Origin of the sequence: Roseibium algicola (assembly GCF_001999245.1) — a bacterium.
GTDB classification, from domain to species: Bacteria; Pseudomonadota; Alphaproteobacteria; order Rhizobiales; family Stappiaceae; genus Roseibium; species Roseibium algicola.
Window position 1 is genome coordinate 603693 of sequence record NZ_CP019630.1, and the last position, 18924, is coordinate 622616.

Below are 18924 nucleotides of genomic sequence, written 5' to 3' on the forward strand. Positions count from 1 at the left end.
CTCCTCCCAGATCCGCCAAGGCGGCATCAATCGAACGGCATTTGCCGCACTGGCGGCATGTGTCTTGCTCACACATCGGCCAGCTCTTTGGCGTGCAGCCATTCAGCGTGTTTCGGGGCCCTTTTGGTCTTCGACCATTCTTCCAGCATCTCCCACTTGACCTCGTCCAGGCGAGCCAGAAGCTGGTCTTCTTCGGGATCCGGGCAAGCCAGCTCGACACGGTGACCGTTGGGATCGAAGAAATAGATGGAGTGGAAGATTGAGTGGTCGGTCACACCCAGAACCTCGACACCGTTCTTTTCCAGGTGGTCCTTGAACGCAATCAGCTCGTCCCGATCCTTCACCTTGAAGGCGATATGCTGTACCCAGCGCGGCGTATTCGGGTCAAACCCCATCTCGGGTTTGGTCGGCAGTTCGAAGAACGCCAGGACGTTGCCGTTTCCGGCATCCAGGAAGACGTGCATGTAGGGATCGGGATCGTGGGTGGAGGGCACATGATCTTCGGCGATCGCCAGAACAAAATCCATGTTCAGCATCTTGCCGTACCATTCCACGGTTTCCTTGGCGTCCTTGCAACGATAGGCGACGTGATGCATCTGCTCGATTTTCATGGGACCGCTCCTCCAAATTAGTTACATATGTAACCATATAGCTCCACAGCCTATCCGCCTTGATCTAAGTCAAATTGGTTACATTCGCAACTAATTTAACGACCAATCCACGCAACACCGTCACCCCGGACAAATGCGACCAGGTCGAACACCGATCCGGGATGACAAACCCTCCTCAAAATCAGGCGACCAACCTCGTGTTGGAATTGACAGGCCATGACCTGCGTTCTCATATGAGGTACCTGCCAGCGAGGAGCTTTCCATGTCCGCTCACGAACACGATCATTCCCATGATCACGACCATTCCGAATTGAGCGAGATAGAGCTGCGTGTACGCGCTTTGGAAACGCTGCTGACGGAAAAGGGATATATCGATCCCCCTGCCCTGGACGAATTGATCGAGACTTACGAAACCAAGATCGGCCCCAAGAACGGCGCCCGCGTTGTTGCGCGGGCGTGGGCGGATGCAGACTACCGGGACCGGCTCCTGAAAGACGCGACCTCAGCGATTGCCGAGTTCGGCTTCACTGGCCGTCAGGGTGAACACATGGTGGCGGTCGAGAATACCGACCAGACCCACAACATGGTCGTTTGTACACTGTGCTCCTGTTATCCCTGGACAGTGCTGGGCTTGCCGCCTGTCTGGTACAAGTCTGCTCCCTATCGGTCCCGCGCCGTGCGCGACCCGCGAGGTGTTCTGGATGAATTTGGCGTAAAGCTGCCGGATGATACCGAAGTCCGCGTCTGGGATTCGACGGCTGAAATCCGCTATCTGGTGATCCCCAAACGCCCTGCGGGAACAGACGGATGGAGCGAGGAACGTCTGGCGGATCTCGTCACCCGCAACAGCATGATCGGTACCGGGCTGGCGCTCGATCCTTCCGAACTGGAGGATGCGGCATGAACGGCGCCCAGGATCTTGGCGGACAGATGGGCTTTGGCCCCATCGAACTGGAAGAAAACGAACCCAACTTCCATGCCAAATGGGAAGAACGCGCGTTTGCGGTAACGCTGGCCATGGGCGCAACCGGCTCCTGGACGCTTGATGCCTCACGCTTTGCCCGCGAATCCTTGCCGCAAGTTACCTACCTGACCTCCAGCTATTACGAGATCTGGACCAGAGGGCTTGAAAAACTTGTGCTGGCCAATGGCCTCGTTACGGAAGAGGAACTGAAACAAGGCCGGAAACTTGAAGCCGCGAAGCCGGTCAAGCGCGTGCTCTCGGCAGACGCTGTTGCCGGAGTTCTGTCCAAAGGCGCACCGGTCGACCGAGAAGAACATCAGCCCGCCCGTTTCCGCGTCGGTGACAAGGTCCATACGCGGCGCATGAACCCCGAACACCACACGCGCCTTCCCCGCTATGCCCGCGATGCTGTTGGCACGATCGAGGTCATTCACGGCGTTCATGTGTTCCCGGATACCAACGCGCACGGCGAGGGCGAACAGCCGACCTGGCTTTATGGTGTCCTCTTCAAGGGTACCGACATCTGGGGTCCTGACAGCGATCCCAAGCTTTCCCTGCGTATCGATCTCTGGGAGCCTTATCTTGACCTTGCCCGATAAGTTTCTCGAAACGCCGCGCCTGCCGCTGGATGAAGACGGCGGGCCGGTGTTCGGTGCTCCCTGGGAAGCCAGGGTTTTCGCCATGACGGTGAAAGCCCATGAAGCCGGAGTGTTTACCTGGGGCGAATGGGCTGAGGCTCTGGGCGCCGAGCTTGCCAAGGATGGCGACGGAAGCGGCGAGACCGAAGGCTATTACGACCGTTGGCTGGCGGCCTTCGAAGGTCTGCTCACAGCCAAGAACATTGCCGCAGCCGGACAACTTGCAGACCTGCGCAAGGCCTGGGACGACGCGGCCAGGGCCACGCCGCACGGCGCACCAATCGTTCTTCAGAGGTCCTGAGGGAGACCATGCGCCTGTTGCTTCCACCTCCGGTCGTCGTCGGGATCGGACTGCTTCTGCTGTATGCCGGCGCCAGGCTGTTCCCGGCGCTGAACCTCACCTTTTCAGGTCAGACTTCGATCGCCGCGGTGTTGCTCATTGCCGGACTGGCAATTGGCGGACACGCGCTTTTTCGCTTTGTCATGGCGGGAACGACCTTCAACCCCGTAACACCGGATAAAGCCAGAACTCTGGTGACCCGAGGTTTCTACAGGGTGTCGCGCAACCCGATGTATGTCGCCGACGTTCTGCTGCTATTGGCATTCGGCACCTACCTCGGTACGGCGACGGTTTTCGCCGTCGTTCCGGCTTTTGTCTGGTACCTGACCGAATTCCAGATCAGGCCTGAAGAAGAGCATCTGAAGCGCCTGTTCGGTCAGGAGTATCTCGACTATTGCGCGCGCGTTCGCCGCTGGATCTGACGGCTGGCAACGTCACTCAATTCCCGAGGTAGAGACTGCTCTTTTCCTTGAAGGCGTCGGCCGCAAAGCGAAGAAAGGTTCGGACCCTGGCGACGTTCTTCAGGTCCGGATGGGTCAGGATCCAGATATCGAAGTAACGGCTCGGTTCGACGCCCGGCAGGCGGATCAAGTCGGGATCAGGATCCCCCAGAAAGCAGGGCAAACGGCCGATGCCCATGCCGGCCCGAACGGCCGCATGCATCGTGATCATGTCGTCGGTGACCGTTGCCACCTCGCCATTGGGGTACCGATCGCGCATTTCCTTCGGCACCTTGTTTCCCCACCATTTGAAGGCGATGAAAGGCACCGCCTGCGATGTGACCGTTTCGAGCGCCGCGTCCCGGTATCGGCGGGCAAAGTCTCTCGACACGTAGAAACAGCGGTTCTGGCCTGTGGCAAGACGGCCAAACAGGCTTTCATCGGGCTTGTCGGTGACACGCACCGCGATATCGGCCTCGCGCCGGTGCAGGCTCAGAATTTCGTTGGCCGCATTCATGGTGACGTCGATGCCCGGGTGCCGCTCCTTGAAGCGCGCGACAATCTCGGCCAGTTGCACCTGGAAAATAAGCTGTGCCGCTGTAACCCGTAATGGGCCTTCGAGTTCGGTATCCTTGGCGGCAATGCGCATGTCCAGCGCAAGCACTTCCAATTCCATCCGGCGGGCGGCTTCAACCGCCTCTTCGCCGGCGGTGGTCGGCGTGAACCCTTCCGGAAGACGGTCGAACAGACGTGCGCCGATTTCCTCTTCCAGCGCCGACAGCCGCCGCGACACCGTAGAATGCGTCACACCAAGGCTGCGGGCGGCCTTGGTCAGGCTGCCGGCATTGGCAATGGCGAGCACGAATTTCAGATCATCCCAGCTATACATGGCACGTGCATTTTTGCACAGTTCGGTTACGAATTTGAAGAATTTTTCGCAAACCGCCTCTGCGATACGATTCTGGCATCTCAAGCAAAGGAGACCAAGAGATGTCCATTCAAGCGATTGCCATGATCACGGTGACGGATCGCGAAGCGCTCGGCGCCTATCGTGAAAAAGCTGCAGACGCTCTCGCCCGCCATGGCGGCAGCGTCATTGCAGCGGATCCCGAACCTCTGGTCCTGGAAGCGGCTATCGATGCGCCGAACATGGTTGCCCTGCTGTCCTTCCCCACGCCCGACGCCGCCAAGGCCTGGCATCGCGACCCGGACCTTGCCGATGTACACGCCCTTCGGAACAAGGGCGGCAAGTCGACGATTGTCGTGCTTCCGGGTTGATCACCTGTCACTGGGCAAATCGTCCTCTCGAGGAGGATCACCAAGTGCACTCCAAGAACAGGGGAGCCGCTGCCTGAGCACGCCTCCCCCTCTGGAAACAACACACCCCTGCCTCCTCAGGCTGAGGAGGCAGGGGTGTGTTCGCCATATTCAATGCTGTTTTTCGGGCTCTCCGGCGCTTACCGAACCGGCTTCACCAGGCGCATGCGCCAGGTGACGCCTTTCTTGTCGGAGACGAGACGATAGTCATCGAGCACTTCCCACTTGCTGGTATCGTCGGTTGCTTCCCAGAGCTTGTTGATCAGCTTGTTTGCACCTGACTCCGGCTTTTTCGGTGAATACATCGACAGGGCGATAACACCGTTTTCCTTCAGGAACGGGACGTAGCGGGCAACGACGGCAGCCGGGTCATCCGCGAAGTGAAGAACCTCGTTGAAGACAATGGCGGAGAACGTTTCACCTTCCTGCGCTTCGAAAGTGTGCATGTCGCCTGCCCGCAGGCTGGCGATGGCCGGGTCGACATTGGCGATCTGCAGGGAAGCCGGGGAAAGATCCATGCCGACATAGCGCTTGACGCCCATGGGCTGCAAACGCTCGTAGAGCAGGCCTTCGCCGCAGCCGATATCGAGAACGTCATCCATGGAGCCGGTCAGGCTCAGCCACATGCCGATAATGCCGTATCGGCCGCTTTCAGGCAGCGAGCGCAGGAAGGCCCAGCGACCGGCTTCATATTCCTCGTCCCAGCCAGCGGCGGTGGTGGCATTCTTCGACATTGTGACTTCCTAACAGCAAGACGGGCCAGAACGGCCCGCCGGTTCTTCAGATTTCAGATGCATCACTTATAGGGATCTGCCGCGTCGCGCAAACCATCGCCAAGGAAATTGAACGCCAGGACGACAATGATGATCGGCAGCACCGGAGCCATCAGCCAGGGATAGACGGTCACCACCGAAATATTCTGCGCTTCGTTCAAGAGAACACCCCAGGAAACCGCCGGCCGACGCAGACCGAGGTTAAGATAGGACAGCGCAGTCTCACCCAGGATCATGGACGGGATCGACAGCGTCGCCGACGCGATGATGTGGCTGGTGAAACCCGGCAGCAGATGCCGCGTGATGACGCGCTTCGGCTTGGCCCCCATCAGGACAGCTGCCTTGGCGTATTCCTCTTCACGCAGGGACAGCAGCTTCGACCTGACGGCACGGGCAAGCCCGGGCCAATCCAGCAGACCAAGGATGATCGTCAGTCCGAAATAGATCCAGACGGGGCTCCAGGTGACAGGCAGCGCCGCGGAGAGTGCCATCCAAAGAGGCAGTTCGGGAAGTGAGCGCAGGATCTCGATCGCCCGCTGGATCAGACTGTCGATCCAGCCGCCGAAATAGCCGGCTATCCCACCGAAGAAGAGCCCGAGAACGATTGAGATCACGACGCCGATCAGACCGACAGTGAGCGACAGCCGGGCCCCGTAGACCAGGCCCGAGAACTGATCGCGGCCAAGTCGGTCCGTCCCGAACAGGAACATCGTGCCGCCTTCCGCCGGACACACAAGGTGGAAGGAAGCGTCCCAGAGCCCCCAGAACTTGTATTTTGCGCCGCTGCAGAAGAAGCGGAGCGGCTGGACATTGTTCGGATCGTCCTTGAACACCCATTGCAGGGTTTCCATGTCGATTTCCGAGGTCATGCCGTAGACGAACGGACCGACAAGCTTGCCTTCGTGAAACAAGTGGATCGGTTGCGGCGGAGCATAAAGATGCATGCTGTCGCGGCTGTTGGCGCCATAGGGTGCAATTACTTCGGCAAAGGGAACGCAAAGATAGAACAGGATCAGGACCACGCCTGACCAGACCGCTATTTTGTGGCGCTTGAATTTCCACCACATGATCTTCCATTGGGAAGCCTGGTAGAAGCGCTCCTGCTCGGCGGTCATCTCCTCGGTGACAGCCGGGTTGAACGGCGTCGGATCGACGTAATGCTCGACTTCGCGCGTGGGCGTGTTCTTCACGTCCATGGTCATGACGAGGCCCTCCCGCCAAGACGAATGCGCGGATCGAGAACTGCCAGCAGCAGATCGGAGATCAGCATGCCGATCAGCGTCAACATGGCAACGAACAGCAGAATGAACCCTGACAGGAACTGATCCTGCGATTGTAACGCGGACACAAGAACCGGACCGACTGTCGGAAGGCTCATCACCACCGAAACGATCACCGAGCCAGAAACAAGCGACGGGATCAGGTTGCCAATGTCGGCGATGAACGGGTTGATGGCCATGCGCAGGGGATATTTGACCAGCAGGTGGTTTTCCTTCAGCCCCTTCGCCCGGCCCGTGGTGACATATTGCTTGTGAAGCTCGTCAAGCAGGTTGGCGCGCAGGCGCCGGATCATGGCCGCCGTGCCGGAGGTCCCGATCACGATGGTGGGCACGATCAGATGCGCCAGCACCGACATTGCCTTGTCGAAGCTCCAGGGCTGATCGATGTACTGAGGATCCATCAGGCCACCGACGGACAGGCCGAACCAGCGATTGAAGAAATAGAGGAGAATGAGCGCAAGCAGAAAGTTGGGGGTGGCAAGACCGATATAGCCCAGGAAAGTGAACCCGTAATCCCCCCAGGAATACTGGCGCGTTGCAGAGAAAATACCGATGGGGAACGACACCACGTAGACGAACAGGATCGTCGCGAAGTTCAGGACCACGGTCAAGGGAAGTGTCGGTCCTATGACCTGCTCCACCGGCTTGTCGAATTCGAACGACCAGCCCCAGTTGCCCTGGATCAACCCGTCGAAACCGTGAGGTCCCGGCCAGAGGCCAACCCAGATGAGGTAGCGCTCCATGAAGGGACGATCGAGAGAGAATTCCTTTCTCAGGAACTCGAGCTTGGCAACCGAGGAACTTTCACCGGAGGACTTCAGGGCAGCAATCTGGTTGGAAATGTAATCACCGGACGGCAACTCGATGATGAAGAAAGTCAGCAGACTGATCACCAGCAAGGTGGGACCCATCATCAAAATACGTCGGACAATGTAATAGAGCACCTAAACTCCCCTCAGCCCCGGCACTTTGCGCAAATCAGGCTCTGATTTCTGCACTTAAAGTCAAATTCGGTTTCGATAGTATGACGTTTTTCAACCAAGAGTCAGTCCCCGGAAAAACGACTGGCGGAACGGGCCGGATCAAGTCAGCCCGTCGCCTTTAAAGCGTTCGGTTCGGATAATCTTCCGAACCGAACGATATCCCTGACAGTTTCCCCGTCCGGTTGGTGTCAGAACCAGCCGGACCGGAAAACAAGCGGAACTGCTGCTTACTTGGCCATGTAGAATTCATCCATGCGGTGAATTCCGAAATGGGCGCCAGGATCCCAGCCGTAGATACCTTCAAGCGGTACGTTTTCAACGTTCTTGATCACAACCGGCTGACGAACGCCGGAAACCAGACCGATATGAATGGTTTCGTCAGCATGGATCTGGAGCATTTCTTCCCAGATCTCGGTGCGCTCTTCCGGCGTTCTGGAGCTCAACCATGCGGTATAGAGTTCCATCAGACGCTCGGCCGGGGCCCAGTCGGGTTTTTCACCGCCCTCACCCTGGGTTTCGAAATAGTCACCCCACTTGTGCCACGAAAGCGCGTCGCCACGCACAGGGGCAAAGTCTTCCGGCGGCATTTCGGACGTCGGAATGCCGTTCTCGAAGCCGGACCATACAGACATCAGCAGGTCACCGGTGATGGCGCGCTCGCGCATGTTGTCACGCTGGCTCGGCTTGGCAAACAGAGCGACGCCGATCTCTTTCCACATTTCCTTGACCAGCTCCAGGGCATCATCCTGGACCTGTTCCTCGCCAGCTGTCTCCACGATGATTTCCAGCGGACGGCCATCGGACATCAGACGAATGCCGTTTCCGTTGCGCTTGGTGAGGCCGATTTCGTCCAGAAGCGCGTTCGCCTGTTCCGGATCGTATTCCGCCCACTTGGTGGTGAACTCGGCTTTGTAAAGCGGGCTGGACGCCAGCACCGTGTCGTTGCCCGGTGTTCCCAGTCCGAAGAACAGGACCCGGTTGAGCAGGTTGCGGTCGATCCCGAGCGACAGGGCATGACGGAACTTCGTGTTGCGCATCAGTTCACGCCAAACCGGATCCTTGACCGTCAGGTTCGGCAGGATCGAGATCTCCGCACCCTTGGTGTTGGACCAGAGCGCGGTGACATAGTCATTGTCCTTTTCGCCCTTCTTCAGGACGGTAATGTCGGCGAAGTTGAGGTTACGTGCCTGCAGGTTGCTTTCACCAGCCTGTGCCTTGGCCGGGATCAGCTTGCCGTCGGCAACCGTCATGATGATTTCGTCGACATATGGAAGCTGCTGACCGGTGCTGTCGACCCGGTGATAGTATGGATTGCGTTCCAGAACGAAGCGCAGGTCGCTGTCATCGCGGTTGCGCACCCAAGGCTGCAACGACGGCATGTCGACGTTCTGCGCGTTGTACATGTCGTCTTTTTTGTTATGGAGCGGTGCCCAGTCCCGCGCCTTCACCTTTGCAGCTTCCTTGGCGATCACATCAGGATCGCCGTATTTCTCGTGGAACTGCTTCAGATAGTGGGCTGGGCGATAGATGAACGGCGGACGGGACTTTGCCAGTTCCGGCAGGAACAGCGGGTTCGGCGAATCCCAGGTAAAGCGGACGGTGGTTTCGTCCAGGACCTCGAACTTGGGGCCTTTGCCGTTGGCCAGCAGGTACGGCGGCAGACCTGACGGGGTCAGGCTTTCGTTGCTGACAATGTCCTCGAAAAAGTAGCGGAAATCCTCGGCACCGAAGGGATGGCCATCAGACCACTTGTGGCCGGCACGCGTGTGAAGCGTGAAAATGCGGCCATCTTCAACATCGACGTTCGCCAGGATATCGGGAACCAGTTCCAGTTGCTCGTTGTAGCCAACGAGGCGGGCATAGCCCCAAACGTTGATCAGTCGGACATCCTTTGCCCGGCCGATCAGGGTGTCGATCTTGCCTCCCGGCTTGCCGACGGTTCGACCCTTGGCTTCAAGATCAACGATCAGAGGGTCGGAAGGAACCCGTTCCGCCACGGGTGGCAGAGACGGATCAAGGCCCGGTGTTTCCTTCAACTCCAGCGCGGCCAGTGGCCCCGCTATCAGAGCTACGGTCAGGAAAAGACCGGCCCTTACGGAATTCAAAAACTTCATGCTGCAGTCCCCTCAAGCGCCCCGGCATTCTTCAGGCCAGGTGCGCAGACAAAGTGATCCGGTTCCATTTCCACCAGCGACGGCGCCTGGCCGTCGGTCAATCGGAAAGGTTCCGGCCAAGATTGCGGCTCCGATGCTCTGTTGGCATCTAGGGCGGCAAAATCCAGTGGTGCCGACAGGTCCGGCTCAGGCACGGCCGAAAGCAATGCTTTCGTGTACGGGTGCAGCGGATTGCCGACGACAGTTCGTGTTTCGCCCATCTCGACCAGTCGTCCACGGCACATGACCGCGATCCGGTCGGCAACATAGTCGACCACGGCCAGGTTATGGCTGACAAAGAGATAGGTCAGGTTCAGGTCGCGCTTGAGATCCTGCAGAAGGTTCAGGATCTGCGCCTGTACCGAGACGTCGAGCGCCGAGGTCGGTTCGTCGCACAACAGGAATTCCGGGTTCAGCGCGAGAGCTCGTGCGATCCCGATGCGCTGGCGTTGACCGCCGGAGAACGAATGCGGATAGCGGCGCAGGAAACGCGGGTCGAGCCCCACCAGGTTCATCAGATTGCGCGCGCGCTCGGCCCGCTCCTGAGGGGTGCCGATGCCGTGCACCTCAAGGGGTTCCATCAGCGTGTCGTTGATGGTCATGCGCGGGTTGAGCGAGGAGAACGGATCCTGGAAAATAAGCTGTACGCGGCGGCGATAGTCCATCAGTTCCGCGCCCTTGAGCTTGGAGATGTCTTCCAGCCCCTTGCCGCGATTGTAGAGGACGTTGCCGCCCTCGATACCGATTGCCCTCAGGATGGCCTTTGCTGCGGTGGTCTTGCCGGAACCCGATTCCCCTACGAGACCGAGACACTCGCCACGGCGGATCGTCAGGTTGATGCTGTCGAGCGCGGTCATGGTCTTGACCTTGCCACCTAGGAAAGACCCCTTGCGCAGGGTGAACCGTTTGGTGACATCGCGCATTTCGACCAGTGGCTCGCCCGGCTTGACGTCGCAATGCGGGCGATTGGCCGTCAGTTCCTCAGAGCGGACCTTGATGGGCCGGATCGGCACTAGCCGCTCGTCCCGGTCCATGTGGAAGCTCGGGACCGCGTTGAGCAGAGCCTTCAGATAGTCGTGCTTCGGATTGGAGAAGAGCTGCTGGGCAGTGCCCTTTTCCATGATGCGGCCATGATAGATCACCGCGATTTCGTCGGCCATGTTGGCAACCACGCCAAAGTCGTGGGTGATCATCAGGACGGACATGCGCAGTTCGGCCTGAACTTCGCGAATGAGTTTCAGGATTTCCGCTTGAATTGTGACGTCGAGCGCGGTGGTAGGCTCGTCCGCGATCAACAGCGCGGGGCGGCAGATCATGGCCATCGCGATCATCGCGCGCTGGCGGAGCCCGCCTGACAGTTCGAACGGATAGGTGTCGAGAGCGCGCTCGGGATCAGGGAACTGGACCAGGCTCAGCATGGTCTTGGTCAGTTCACGTGCCTCGGCACTGGAAACATTGCGGTGAAGAAGTGCGGCTTCGCCGATCTGGTCGCCGATGGTATGCAGCGGCGACAGTGACGTCATCGGCTCCTGGAAAATGATCGCAACCCGGTTACCGCGCAGGTGCCGCATCTGCGGTCCCTTGCGCTCAAGCGCTGCAATATCGACAGGCGGCTCCGCGCCGGTCGGATCCGCCAGGATCACTTTCCCGGATGTAATGGATGCAGCCTGGGGCAGAAGACCCATGATCGTCTGCGATATGACCGTCTTGCCCGACCCGGATTCGCCCACCAGCGCGACAGTCCGGTTCTCGGGTACGACAAATGACACATTGTCGACCGCCCGGACCTGACCTTCCGCCGTATTAAAATCAACCGTCAGTCCCTCAATCGAGAGAACATTCACCGCGCATTTCCTCCCAGGCAAGGATTGTCTGACAGAGGCTTACTAAGCCCTCATTGCATTTGAAAGACAACCAAATTCGCCAGTGGATAGCAATGCAGGATTCATGAAAACAAACTGTGATGTTCGTCACAGTTTGCAAGAGCAGACCCGTTCCGCCACTCGATTAACGGGTGCAACCGAACGTTAAACTGCAATTGTCGAACGAGCCTGAAATCATTTTTTCTGCGTTCATCTGAACACGAAACAGACTAGCTGGAAGCCTGGCCGGCGGTCCAACGGTCCGGAAGGAATCACTCCGCGGCAGACACCGGCCGCACCACGGGCCTGTGTACAGGCTTTGACTGCGGAAAGGGATCGAGCCAATAGACTTCCATCTGCCCGCTTCGGCCGCGCAGGTGATGCGCGCCGACCGGCCGCTGGTGCCGCTCACCAGGCAGATGCGCAACAGTGTCCGCACTCGCCAGGATGACAACTTCCGGGTTTTCGGGAACTTCCTTGCCAAGCGTCTGCAGGCGTTCGGCCGCGTTCACGGTGTCGCCGACAACGGTATAGTTCCAGCGATCAAGCGCGCCGACGTTGCCGACAACCGCCGGGCCGGTGTGAATACCGATCCGAAGCGCCATCGGCGGACGCCCCTGGGTAACCGCGTTCAGATTCGACTGATGCAGCGCAGCTGCAATCCGGCGTGCGGTTCTGACAGCAGCCTCCGCATGGTCCGGGCGGGCATCGGGCGCGCCCCAGAAGGCCAGCATGCCATCCCCCAGGAACTTGTCGACCGTGCCGCCCTCGCCTTCGACAGCCTCGACCAGGATAGCGAAATGGTCATTCAGCAGGCTGGCGGTCTCTTCCGCACTCAGGTGCTCCGACAAGGCCGTGAACCCGACTATATCGGTAAAGAGGATCGTGAGTTCGGCACCACGCGCCTGCGCTGCATTCCCGCCTCCCAGACGCATCAGCTTGATGAACAGCGAGCGCGGCACATAGGTGTTCATGGCCTTGAGGCCTTCAACCATGGAATTGAAGGCGAGCGCCACCTGATCGATCTCCGCAACGCGGCTGCGCGGCAGGGGCTCTACTTCGTTGAGCGACAGGCTGCCGATGCGCTTGGACTGAACCGCAAGGTACCGCAACGGGCGAGCGACACGCCGCCCCATCCAGAATGCGATCAGCACCGACACCACCAGTGCGCCGAAGCCGACAAACATGGAGCCTGCAAGACGCCGCAACTCGCGGGAGACCGTCGCGCTGAGGTAATACTGCCCGACAGTCCAGGGCCGGTCGCTGAAACCATCCAGCTGGGCCTTCATGACGATATATTCTTCGTTGTTTGCATCAACGGTTGAAACGTCGATGCCGAGTTCCGCGGCTTTCTTGAATTCGTCCAGCTTTTCTTCATTTACCATGGCAGCCAGAACGGGGTCGCCGATCGTCTGCCAGGAACCCGGCAACTTGTCCTGAATGTTGCCACCGGTCTGGAGCCAGGGAGCGTCCGAATGCAGGATCACCTGATCACCGTCCGCGATGATGAAAACGGTATTGTCGCCACCCTCGTCCTGAGCAGAAACGATGTGGGCAAGTTCTTCCATGGACGTCGCAGCCGTCAGCATGCCGGCAACCTTGCCGTCCCGCACCAACGGCACCGAAACATTCGCGAAAAGACCGACCTCGTGTTTGACGAGCGGGCCCCAGGTCGGCGGACTGTCGGCGCTCAATTGCGGCATTTCCTGCATGTTCATGCCGGGTGGCGGTGCGTCGGTTTCAATCCGCCACAGTTTGCCGGTCGGTGCCCGATAGATCCCCAGCTTGCTTCTGTCGGTCGAAGTCACCACCAGTGTGGTGATGTCGTGATTGGATTTCAGCGCGATCGAGAGATCCTGCAGCGTCCTTTCCGTATCGTCGAAGCCGAGCGTGCCGTCGTCGAAATAGGGCTTCAGGCCGATGATCGCGTTTTCGACAGACACGAAATGCGTCCGCAACTGCGTCTCGAGCGCCTGGGTGCTCAGGATCGTCTTGTCATTCAGCAGGGAAAACGTGTTGCGAAAGTTGGCCGAGACAGACAAGCCCAGCACAAGACCGATCGCAATCGCAACGAACGCACCGAACCCCAGCCCGACGATAGTCGTCAGGGGCAGCATTATGCGCCGGCCGGTGCGTTTCGATTTTTTCATTGGGCGGTGACCCTTGTTGCGAACAGGCAGCTTACCTGCATGACGGTTTCCGTCAAATTAAGGCAAGCTTTCGACTTTCCACCGCAAAGGACTGCCACCGCGATGTCTTTTGCCTTTAGCCGGTCAATCGACGCAGGGCCAGTTCCTGCAGCAAGATTATGGTTTTTGCGTCCATGATTTCACCGGAGCGGATCATCTCGAGCGCCTCGTCGAGGGGAACGTGCATCACCTCGATATCCTCCCCCTCGGTTTCCTTGCCGCCACCTTCGGCGACCTTGTCCTTCAGATGGTATGTCCCGCGGAAGAATGCCACATATTCGGTTACGGATCCCGGACTGCTGAATGCATCGAAGAGATGTTCCAGGTCCGAAACCTCAAATCCTGTTTCCTCGATCAGCTCCGCGCGCATGCGATCCTCCGGATGCGCACCTTCCAGAAGACCGGCGGGTGCTTCGATCAACATCGGGTCTCGGCCGGCAGCCCAGACTGGCAGCCGGAACTGGCGCGTCAGCAGCACGCAATTGCGTTCCGGATCGTAGAGCAGGCAGGTTGCTCCATGTCCCTTTTCGTAGACTTCACGCACCTGCGCCTGCCAGTCGCCGTCCCGGCGCCTGTACTCGATCCGGTGGCGGGTCAGCGTTCCCCAGGAATTGGACAGAACTTCGCTATCGGAGACCTTGAGGTAATCCGGGGTACTCATGGCAGTGCTTTCTTCGTTCAGGAGTTCGGGTCAGACGTGATGCCCAGTTCCTTCAGGATTTCTTCCGTGTGCTCGCCAAGTGCCGGTGCGGCGCGGTCCAGCACGAGTGTCCCGTTCCGAAACCTGATGGGCGTGCGGACGGAGGCAACGGAGCCGCCTTCGACACCGGTCGCCGGCAGGTCGACCTTCATATCCCGGTGCAACACCTGTTTGTCGTTGAAGACATCTTCCACGGAATTGATCGGTCCAGCCGGAACACCCTCGCCTTCAAGCGCGGCCAGGAGATCGTCGCGGGCTCTCGTCGACGTTTCCGCCGTCAGGATCGGTACAAGGTCTGAACGTGCGGCAACTCGCGCTGCGTTGGTGGCGTAGCGGGGATTGTCGGCAAGTTCCGGCAGGCCAAGAACAGCACAAAGGCGCCTGAACTGGCCATCATTGCCGACCGCGATGATCAGATGCCCGTCGCTGGCCGGAAAGACCTGGTAGGGAACGATGTTGGGATGCGCATTGCCCAGACGTTTCGGCGCCTTGCCCGAAACAAAGTAATTGAGCGCCTGGTTGGCCAGCACACCGACCTGTGCATCGAGCAATGCCATGTCGACCCATTCGCCTTCACCGGTTTCATCGCGGCGGCGCAAGGCGGCAAGAACGCCGACGACACCGTAAAGCCCGGTAAAGATATCCGCGAACGCCACCCCGATTTTCTGCGGGTCGCCTTCCGGGTCCCCGGTCAGATCCATGATGCCGCCCATGCCCTGGATCATGAAATCATAGCCGGCCCGATGAGCGTAGGGACCGTCCTGACCGAACCCGGTGATCGAACAATAGATCAGCTTCGGATTGACCTTGGAAAGGCTGTCGTAGTCGAGGCCGTATTTAGCGAGCCCACCGACCTTGAAGTTCTCGACCAGAATGTCGGCATCCGCCACCAGGCGGCGAACGAGGTCCTGACCTTCCTGTGTGCGAAAGTCGACCGCAATGGAACGCTTGCCGCGGTTACAGGCATGAAAATAGGCGGCATCCCGGTCCGCGCCCGCCTCGTCCTTGACAAATGGCGGTCCCCAGCCCCGGGTATCATCGCCTTGCGGGCTTTCCACCTTGATGACGTCTGCCCCCAGGTCCGCCAGGGTCTGGCCCGTCCAGGGCCCGGCCAGAATGCGGGCCAGTTCGACAACCTTGATGCCTTTGAGCGGCGCGGTCATGTGTCTCTTCCTGAATAGTGCCGACGGTCAGGCTTCTGATGTCTTGCGATAGATATGATAGCGACCCCGGTGAATGCCATCCGGCTTTTTCAGGGTCTCGTAATTCGGCAGGTTGAGTTCGAGCGCGCACAGGATAATTCCGCCAACGGCCATGTGGGCATCTATTGAAGGAGCCAGCCAGGAAGCTGTCGCAAGGTCATTTGTAGGATCAGCCGAACCGATGTCGATATGGGCGAACGACGCCTTCGCCCCGATCCGCGGCCCGCAGAAAACAAGCGTGTCGCGAATGTTGCCGAGGATCATGTGATGCGCGTCCGGAGCGCAGCTCGGGTGGCAGTCCATGGCGAAATCGAATACGAAAATTTCCTTGTTCGGATAAATCTCGCGCAGGTGGTCATAGGTTCTGCCATTGCCCAACCCGAGTTCCAGGATAGGTCCGTCGACTTCGTTGACCTTGTCGACCAGAAATTCGAGCAATGTTTTCTGGGATGTCATTCGACGAATAAAACTGTCCAAACGGCTCATTAAAAAAATTCCCTGCAACTTACGACGCTCCTGACATAGACAATGCCCCGGCTGCCGTCAAAACCTCCCGTCCGTATTTAGGTGTTATCAAAGGCTGACGGAATACCAGCCCTTGCGGAAGGTCAAACAGGACTTTGCCGTAATCTGCGATCATGCTAACGCCTTAGGTCATCCTCACATTTTCATGAGGGTGCGGTTGCGGCCTCCAAAAAGGGCCTTTCGGCCAGGCACAGGAAGGCAATTGCGCCTAACATCAGCAGGAGAATTCGATGCGTTCAGAAACGGCGCCGGCCATACGGCTGGAAGACTATCAACCGCCACTTTATCGCATCGACAAGGTCGCCCTGAACGTTGAACTCGCCCCCGGCGCAACCCGCGTGACCGCGACTCTTGAGGTCAGCAGGCAACCGGGAACAGAGGCCGGCGCCCCGCTTGTGCTGGATGGTGACGAATTGTCACTTGCGGGCATCAAGCTGAACGGCGAAGCGCTTGCCGAGACTGCCTATGCAGCGACAGCCGATCGTCTCGAACTTGCCTCACCGCCTGCCGATCCGTTCGAGCTGACACTCGTGACCGAACTCGATCCGGACGCGAACACGAAGCTGATGGGGCTCTTCCGCTCTTCGGCAACCTATTGCACCCAATGCGAGGCCGAGGGCTTTCGCAGGATTACCTATTTTCTGGACCGACCGGATGTCCTTGCCGTTTACACGACACGTCTGGAGGCCTCGAAGAAAGACTGCCCCGTTCTCCTGGCCAACGGCAATCTGACGGAGACAGGAGATATCGACGGCACCGGCAGGCATTATGCCGTGTGGCACGACCCGCACCCCAAACCGGCCTATCTGTTCGCACTGGTTGCGGGCGATCTCGCCGAAGTTCCGGACACGTTCACCACCATGTCCGGCAAGGAGGTCGCACTCAACATCTACGTCGAGCATGGCAAGGAGAGCCTGTGTGACTGGGCCATGGATTCGCTGAAGAGGTCCATGCGCTGGGACGAGGAAGTGTTTGGCCGAGAATACGATCTGGATGTGTTCAACATTGTCGCCGTGTCGGACTTCAATATGGGCGCGATGGAAAACAAGGGCCTCAATATCTTCAACGACAAGTACGTTCTGGCCGACCCGGAAACGGCAACCGACCAGGATTATGCCAATATTGAAGCCGTGATCGCACACGAATACTTCCACAACTGGACCGGAAACCGCATCACCTGCCGGGACTGGTTCCAGCTGTGCCTGAAGGAAGGCCTGACGGTGTTCCGCGACCAGGAGTTTTCGTCCGACATGCGCTCGCGCGCGGTCAAGCGCATTGCCGATGTACGCTTGCTGAAGTCGCATCAGTTTCCGGAGGATGCAGGCCCGCTTGCACACCCCGTACGTCCGCGAACCTATCATGAAATCAATAACTTCTATACGGCGACTGTTTATGAAAAAGGCGCCGAGGTTGTTCGCATGCTTCAGACGCTTCTGGGCGAACAGAAGTTCCGGGCCGGACTGGACCTCTATTTCGACCGCCATGACGGCGAAGCAACCACAATCGAGGCATTCCTGTCCTGCTTCGAGGAAGCATCGTCCACCGATCTTGAACAGTTTTCGCTCTGGTACGAGCAGGCAGGAACGCCAGTCGTGTCGGTGGAAACGGAATATGATCCCGACCGCAAGTCCTTCACCGTTTCATTGTCCCAGGAAATCCCGCCCATTGCCGGCCAGAAGTCCAGCAAACCGGCAGTCATCCCGCTTCGTTTCGGGTTGATCGGCTCCAATGGCGAGGACATGGAAACAGGCTCCGTGGAGGGTGCCAACGTCGCCGGCGATGTGCTTGTGCTCGACAAGGCTCACCAGGACGTCGTCTTCCACAATGTCGCCGCCGCTCCCGTTCTGTCTCTTCTGCGCGGTTTCTCCGCACCCGTTCGTCTGAACCAGCCCCTGCATTCCGAGGAACTCCTGTTTCAGGCAGCACAGGATCGGGATCCGTTCAATCGATGGCAGGCGGTGCAGACGCTGGCGATGCAGGACCTTGTGAGGCTTGCCGGTCTGGTCCGTGACGGCTCGGAAGGCACGCCGTCCGAAGACGTCATCGGTGTGTTCGCGTCTGTTCTGGGTGAAACCCAGCTGGATGAAGCCTTGCGTGCGCAGGCACTCACGTTACCCAGCGAAGCGGACGTCGCACAGGAAATCGGCAAGGACGTCAACCCGGACGCCATTCATACGGCCCGTCAGATGCTGCGGCGCGCAGTTGCCGCCCGCATCGCATCTTCCCTTGTCCCGTTCATTACCGACCAGTCCGCAGGTGGGACCTTTTCGCCGGATGCGCAGGCAGCCGGAAAAAGAGCGCTCGCACACCGTTGCCTGCATTATTACGCAGTCTCCGGCGCAGCCGATGCGACTGACCTGGTCTGGTCGCGGTTTGCCTCTGCCGACAACATGACTGACCGCCTCGCGGCCCTCACCCTTCTGGTACACGACCATATGCCACGTGAAGAGGAAGCGCTTGCAGCTTACCGCGAGCGGCACACGGACAGCTCTCTGGCCATGGACAAGTGGTTCATGACCCAGGCCACCGCACCCGGCAACGAAACGCTGGACCGGGTCAAGGCATTGATGTCGGACCCATCCTACGATGCCGGCAACCCGAACCGTGTCCGCTCGCTGCTGCAATCCTTTGCCACCGGCAACCCGACACAATTTGCCCGGATGGATGGTGCCGGATTTGAACTGATCGCCGAATCAGTTCTGGAGATCGACAAGCGAAATCCACAAGTGGCATCGAGACTTCTGACGAGCTTCCGCTCGTGGCGCGCACTTGACCCACAAAGAAGTGCCCTTGCTGAATCTGCCCTCTTGAGGATTTCAGCATGCGAAAATCTGTCGAGAGACAGCCGTGACATCGTCGACAGAACCTTGCAGTAGTCTGCAATACTGAGAAAGGTTAACGAAAGAACGGAAAATCCTGATTTGCGTTAACCATTTTATTCTTTGAC

The 18924-nt window shown here is 58.8% G+C and carries 17 protein-coding genes; 6 read left to right on the forward strand and 11 right to left on the reverse strand.

What is annotated here, in order from left to right; genetic code table 11:
• Positions 1 to 68: 68 nt before the first annotated feature.
• Positions 69 to 611, reverse strand: coding sequence for a VOC family protein (locus tag B0E33_RS02930; protein ID WP_077290377.1), 543 nt, complete (start codon positions 609 to 611; stop codon positions 69 to 71).
• Between the two features lie 262 nt (positions 612 to 873).
• Here B0E33_RS02930 and nthA point away from each other — a divergent pair, with 262 nt between their 5' ends.
• Genes nthA through B0E33_RS02950 form a run of 4 tightly spaced genes read left to right on the forward strand, consistent with a single transcriptional unit; the run spans position 874 to position 2975 of the window.
• Complete coding sequence (gene nthA / locus B0E33_RS02935) at positions 874 to 1515, forward strand: nitrile hydratase subunit alpha (protein WP_055658742.1); 642 nt, start codon at positions 874 to 876, stop codon at positions 1513 to 1515.
• Positions 1512 to 2174, forward strand: coding sequence for a nitrile hydratase subunit beta (gene nthB / locus B0E33_RS02940; protein ID WP_077290378.1), 663 nt, complete (start codon positions 1512 to 1514; stop codon positions 2172 to 2174). The genes nthA and nthB overlap by 4 nt, the downstream gene beginning before the upstream one ends.
• Positions 2158 to 2514, forward strand: coding sequence for a nitrile hydratase accessory protein (locus tag B0E33_RS02945; RefSeq protein ID WP_022997801.1), 357 nt, complete (start codon positions 2158 to 2160; stop codon positions 2512 to 2514). The genes nthB and B0E33_RS02945 overlap by 17 nt, the downstream gene beginning before the upstream one ends.
• A gap of 8 nt (positions 2515 to 2522) precedes the next feature.
• The gene (locus B0E33_RS02950; RefSeq protein ID WP_077290379.1) at positions 2523 to 2975 is read left to right on the forward strand and encodes a methyltransferase family protein; all 453 of its coding nucleotides are present in this window, start codon (positions 2523 to 2525) and stop codon (positions 2973 to 2975) included.
• A gap of 16 nt (positions 2976 to 2991) precedes the next feature.
• Here the strand turns inward: B0E33_RS02950 and B0E33_RS02955 are convergent, their stop codons facing one another.
• Complete coding sequence (locus B0E33_RS02955; protein ID WP_077290380.1) at positions 2992 to 3882, reverse strand: LysR family transcriptional regulator; 891 nt, start codon at positions 3880 to 3882, stop codon at positions 2992 to 2994.
• A 101-nt stretch (positions 3883 to 3983) separates the two neighbouring features.
• On the opposite strand from B0E33_RS02955, the gene B0E33_RS02960 reads away from it, so the two are divergent.
• Positions 3984 to 4271 (forward strand): DUF1330 domain-containing protein, encoded by a 288-nt coding sequence (locus B0E33_RS02960; RefSeq protein WP_055658736.1) that lies wholly within the window; start codon positions 3984 to 3986, stop codon positions 4269 to 4271.
• A 179-nt stretch (positions 4272 to 4450) separates the two neighbouring features.
• Here B0E33_RS02960 and B0E33_RS02965 read toward each other — a convergent pair whose 3' ends face one another.
• The 9 genes from B0E33_RS02965 to B0E33_RS03005 form a co-directional block, all read right to left on the reverse strand.
• The gene (locus B0E33_RS02965; RefSeq protein WP_022997805.1) at positions 4451 to 5044 is read right to left on the reverse strand and encodes a class I SAM-dependent methyltransferase; all 594 of its coding nucleotides are present in this window, start codon (positions 5042 to 5044) and stop codon (positions 4451 to 4453) included.
• A 62-nt stretch (positions 5045 to 5106) separates the two neighbouring features.
• On the reverse strand, positions 5107 to 6285 hold the full coding sequence (locus tag B0E33_RS02970; protein WP_022997806.1) for an ABC transporter permease: 1179 nt from the start codon (positions 6283 to 6285) through the stop codon (positions 5107 to 5109).
• A complete protein-coding gene (locus B0E33_RS02975) occupies positions 6282 to 7307 on the reverse strand; it encodes an ABC transporter permease (RefSeq protein ID WP_031268102.1) in 1026 nt (341 codons plus the stop codon). Before B0E33_RS02975 ends, B0E33_RS02970 begins: the two co-directional genes overlap by 4 nt.
• A 266-nt stretch (positions 7308 to 7573) precedes the next feature.
• Complete coding sequence (locus B0E33_RS02980) at positions 7574 to 9460, reverse strand: ABC transporter substrate-binding protein (RefSeq protein ID WP_077290381.1); 1887 nt, start codon at positions 9458 to 9460, stop codon at positions 7574 to 7576.
• Positions 9457 to 11343: an ABC transporter ATP-binding protein gene (locus B0E33_RS02985; RefSeq protein WP_055658730.1), complete on the reverse strand. Its 1887-nt coding sequence runs from the start codon at positions 11341 to 11343 to the stop codon at positions 9457 to 9459. Before B0E33_RS02985 ends, B0E33_RS02980 begins: the two co-directional genes overlap by 4 nt.
• Before the next feature lie 290 nt (positions 11344 to 11633).
• Positions 11634 to 13511: an adenylate/guanylate cyclase domain-containing protein gene (locus B0E33_RS02990; protein WP_208997750.1), complete on the reverse strand. Its 1878-nt coding sequence runs from the start codon at positions 13509 to 13511 to the stop codon at positions 11634 to 11636.
• 115 nt (positions 13512 to 13626) lie between these two features.
• Entirely contained in the window at positions 13627 to 14211 is a 585-nt protein-coding gene (locus tag B0E33_RS02995) for an NUDIX domain-containing protein (RefSeq protein WP_077290383.1), read from the reverse strand.
• A 17-nt stretch (positions 14212 to 14228) separates the two neighbouring features.
• Positions 14229 to 15413, reverse strand: a complete 1185-nt coding sequence (locus B0E33_RS03000) for a CaiB/BaiF CoA transferase family protein (RefSeq protein WP_055658728.1) — start codon at positions 15411 to 15413, stop codon at positions 14229 to 14231.
• A gap of 27 nt (positions 15414 to 15440) precedes the next feature.
• A complete protein-coding gene (locus B0E33_RS03005; RefSeq protein ID WP_022997813.1) occupies positions 15441 to 15908 on the reverse strand; it encodes a class I SAM-dependent methyltransferase in 468 nt (155 codons plus the stop codon).
• Between the two features lie 299 nt (positions 15909 to 16207).
• Here B0E33_RS03005 and pepN point away from each other — a divergent pair, with 299 nt between their 5' ends.
• Positions 16208 to 18853 carry an aminopeptidase N gene (gene pepN, locus B0E33_RS03010; RefSeq protein WP_077290384.1) on the forward strand — a complete coding sequence of 882 codons (2646 nt, stop codon included), beginning with the start codon at positions 16208 to 16210 and terminating at the stop codon, positions 18851 to 18853.
• The last annotated feature ends 71 nt before the right edge of the window (positions 18854 to 18924 follow it).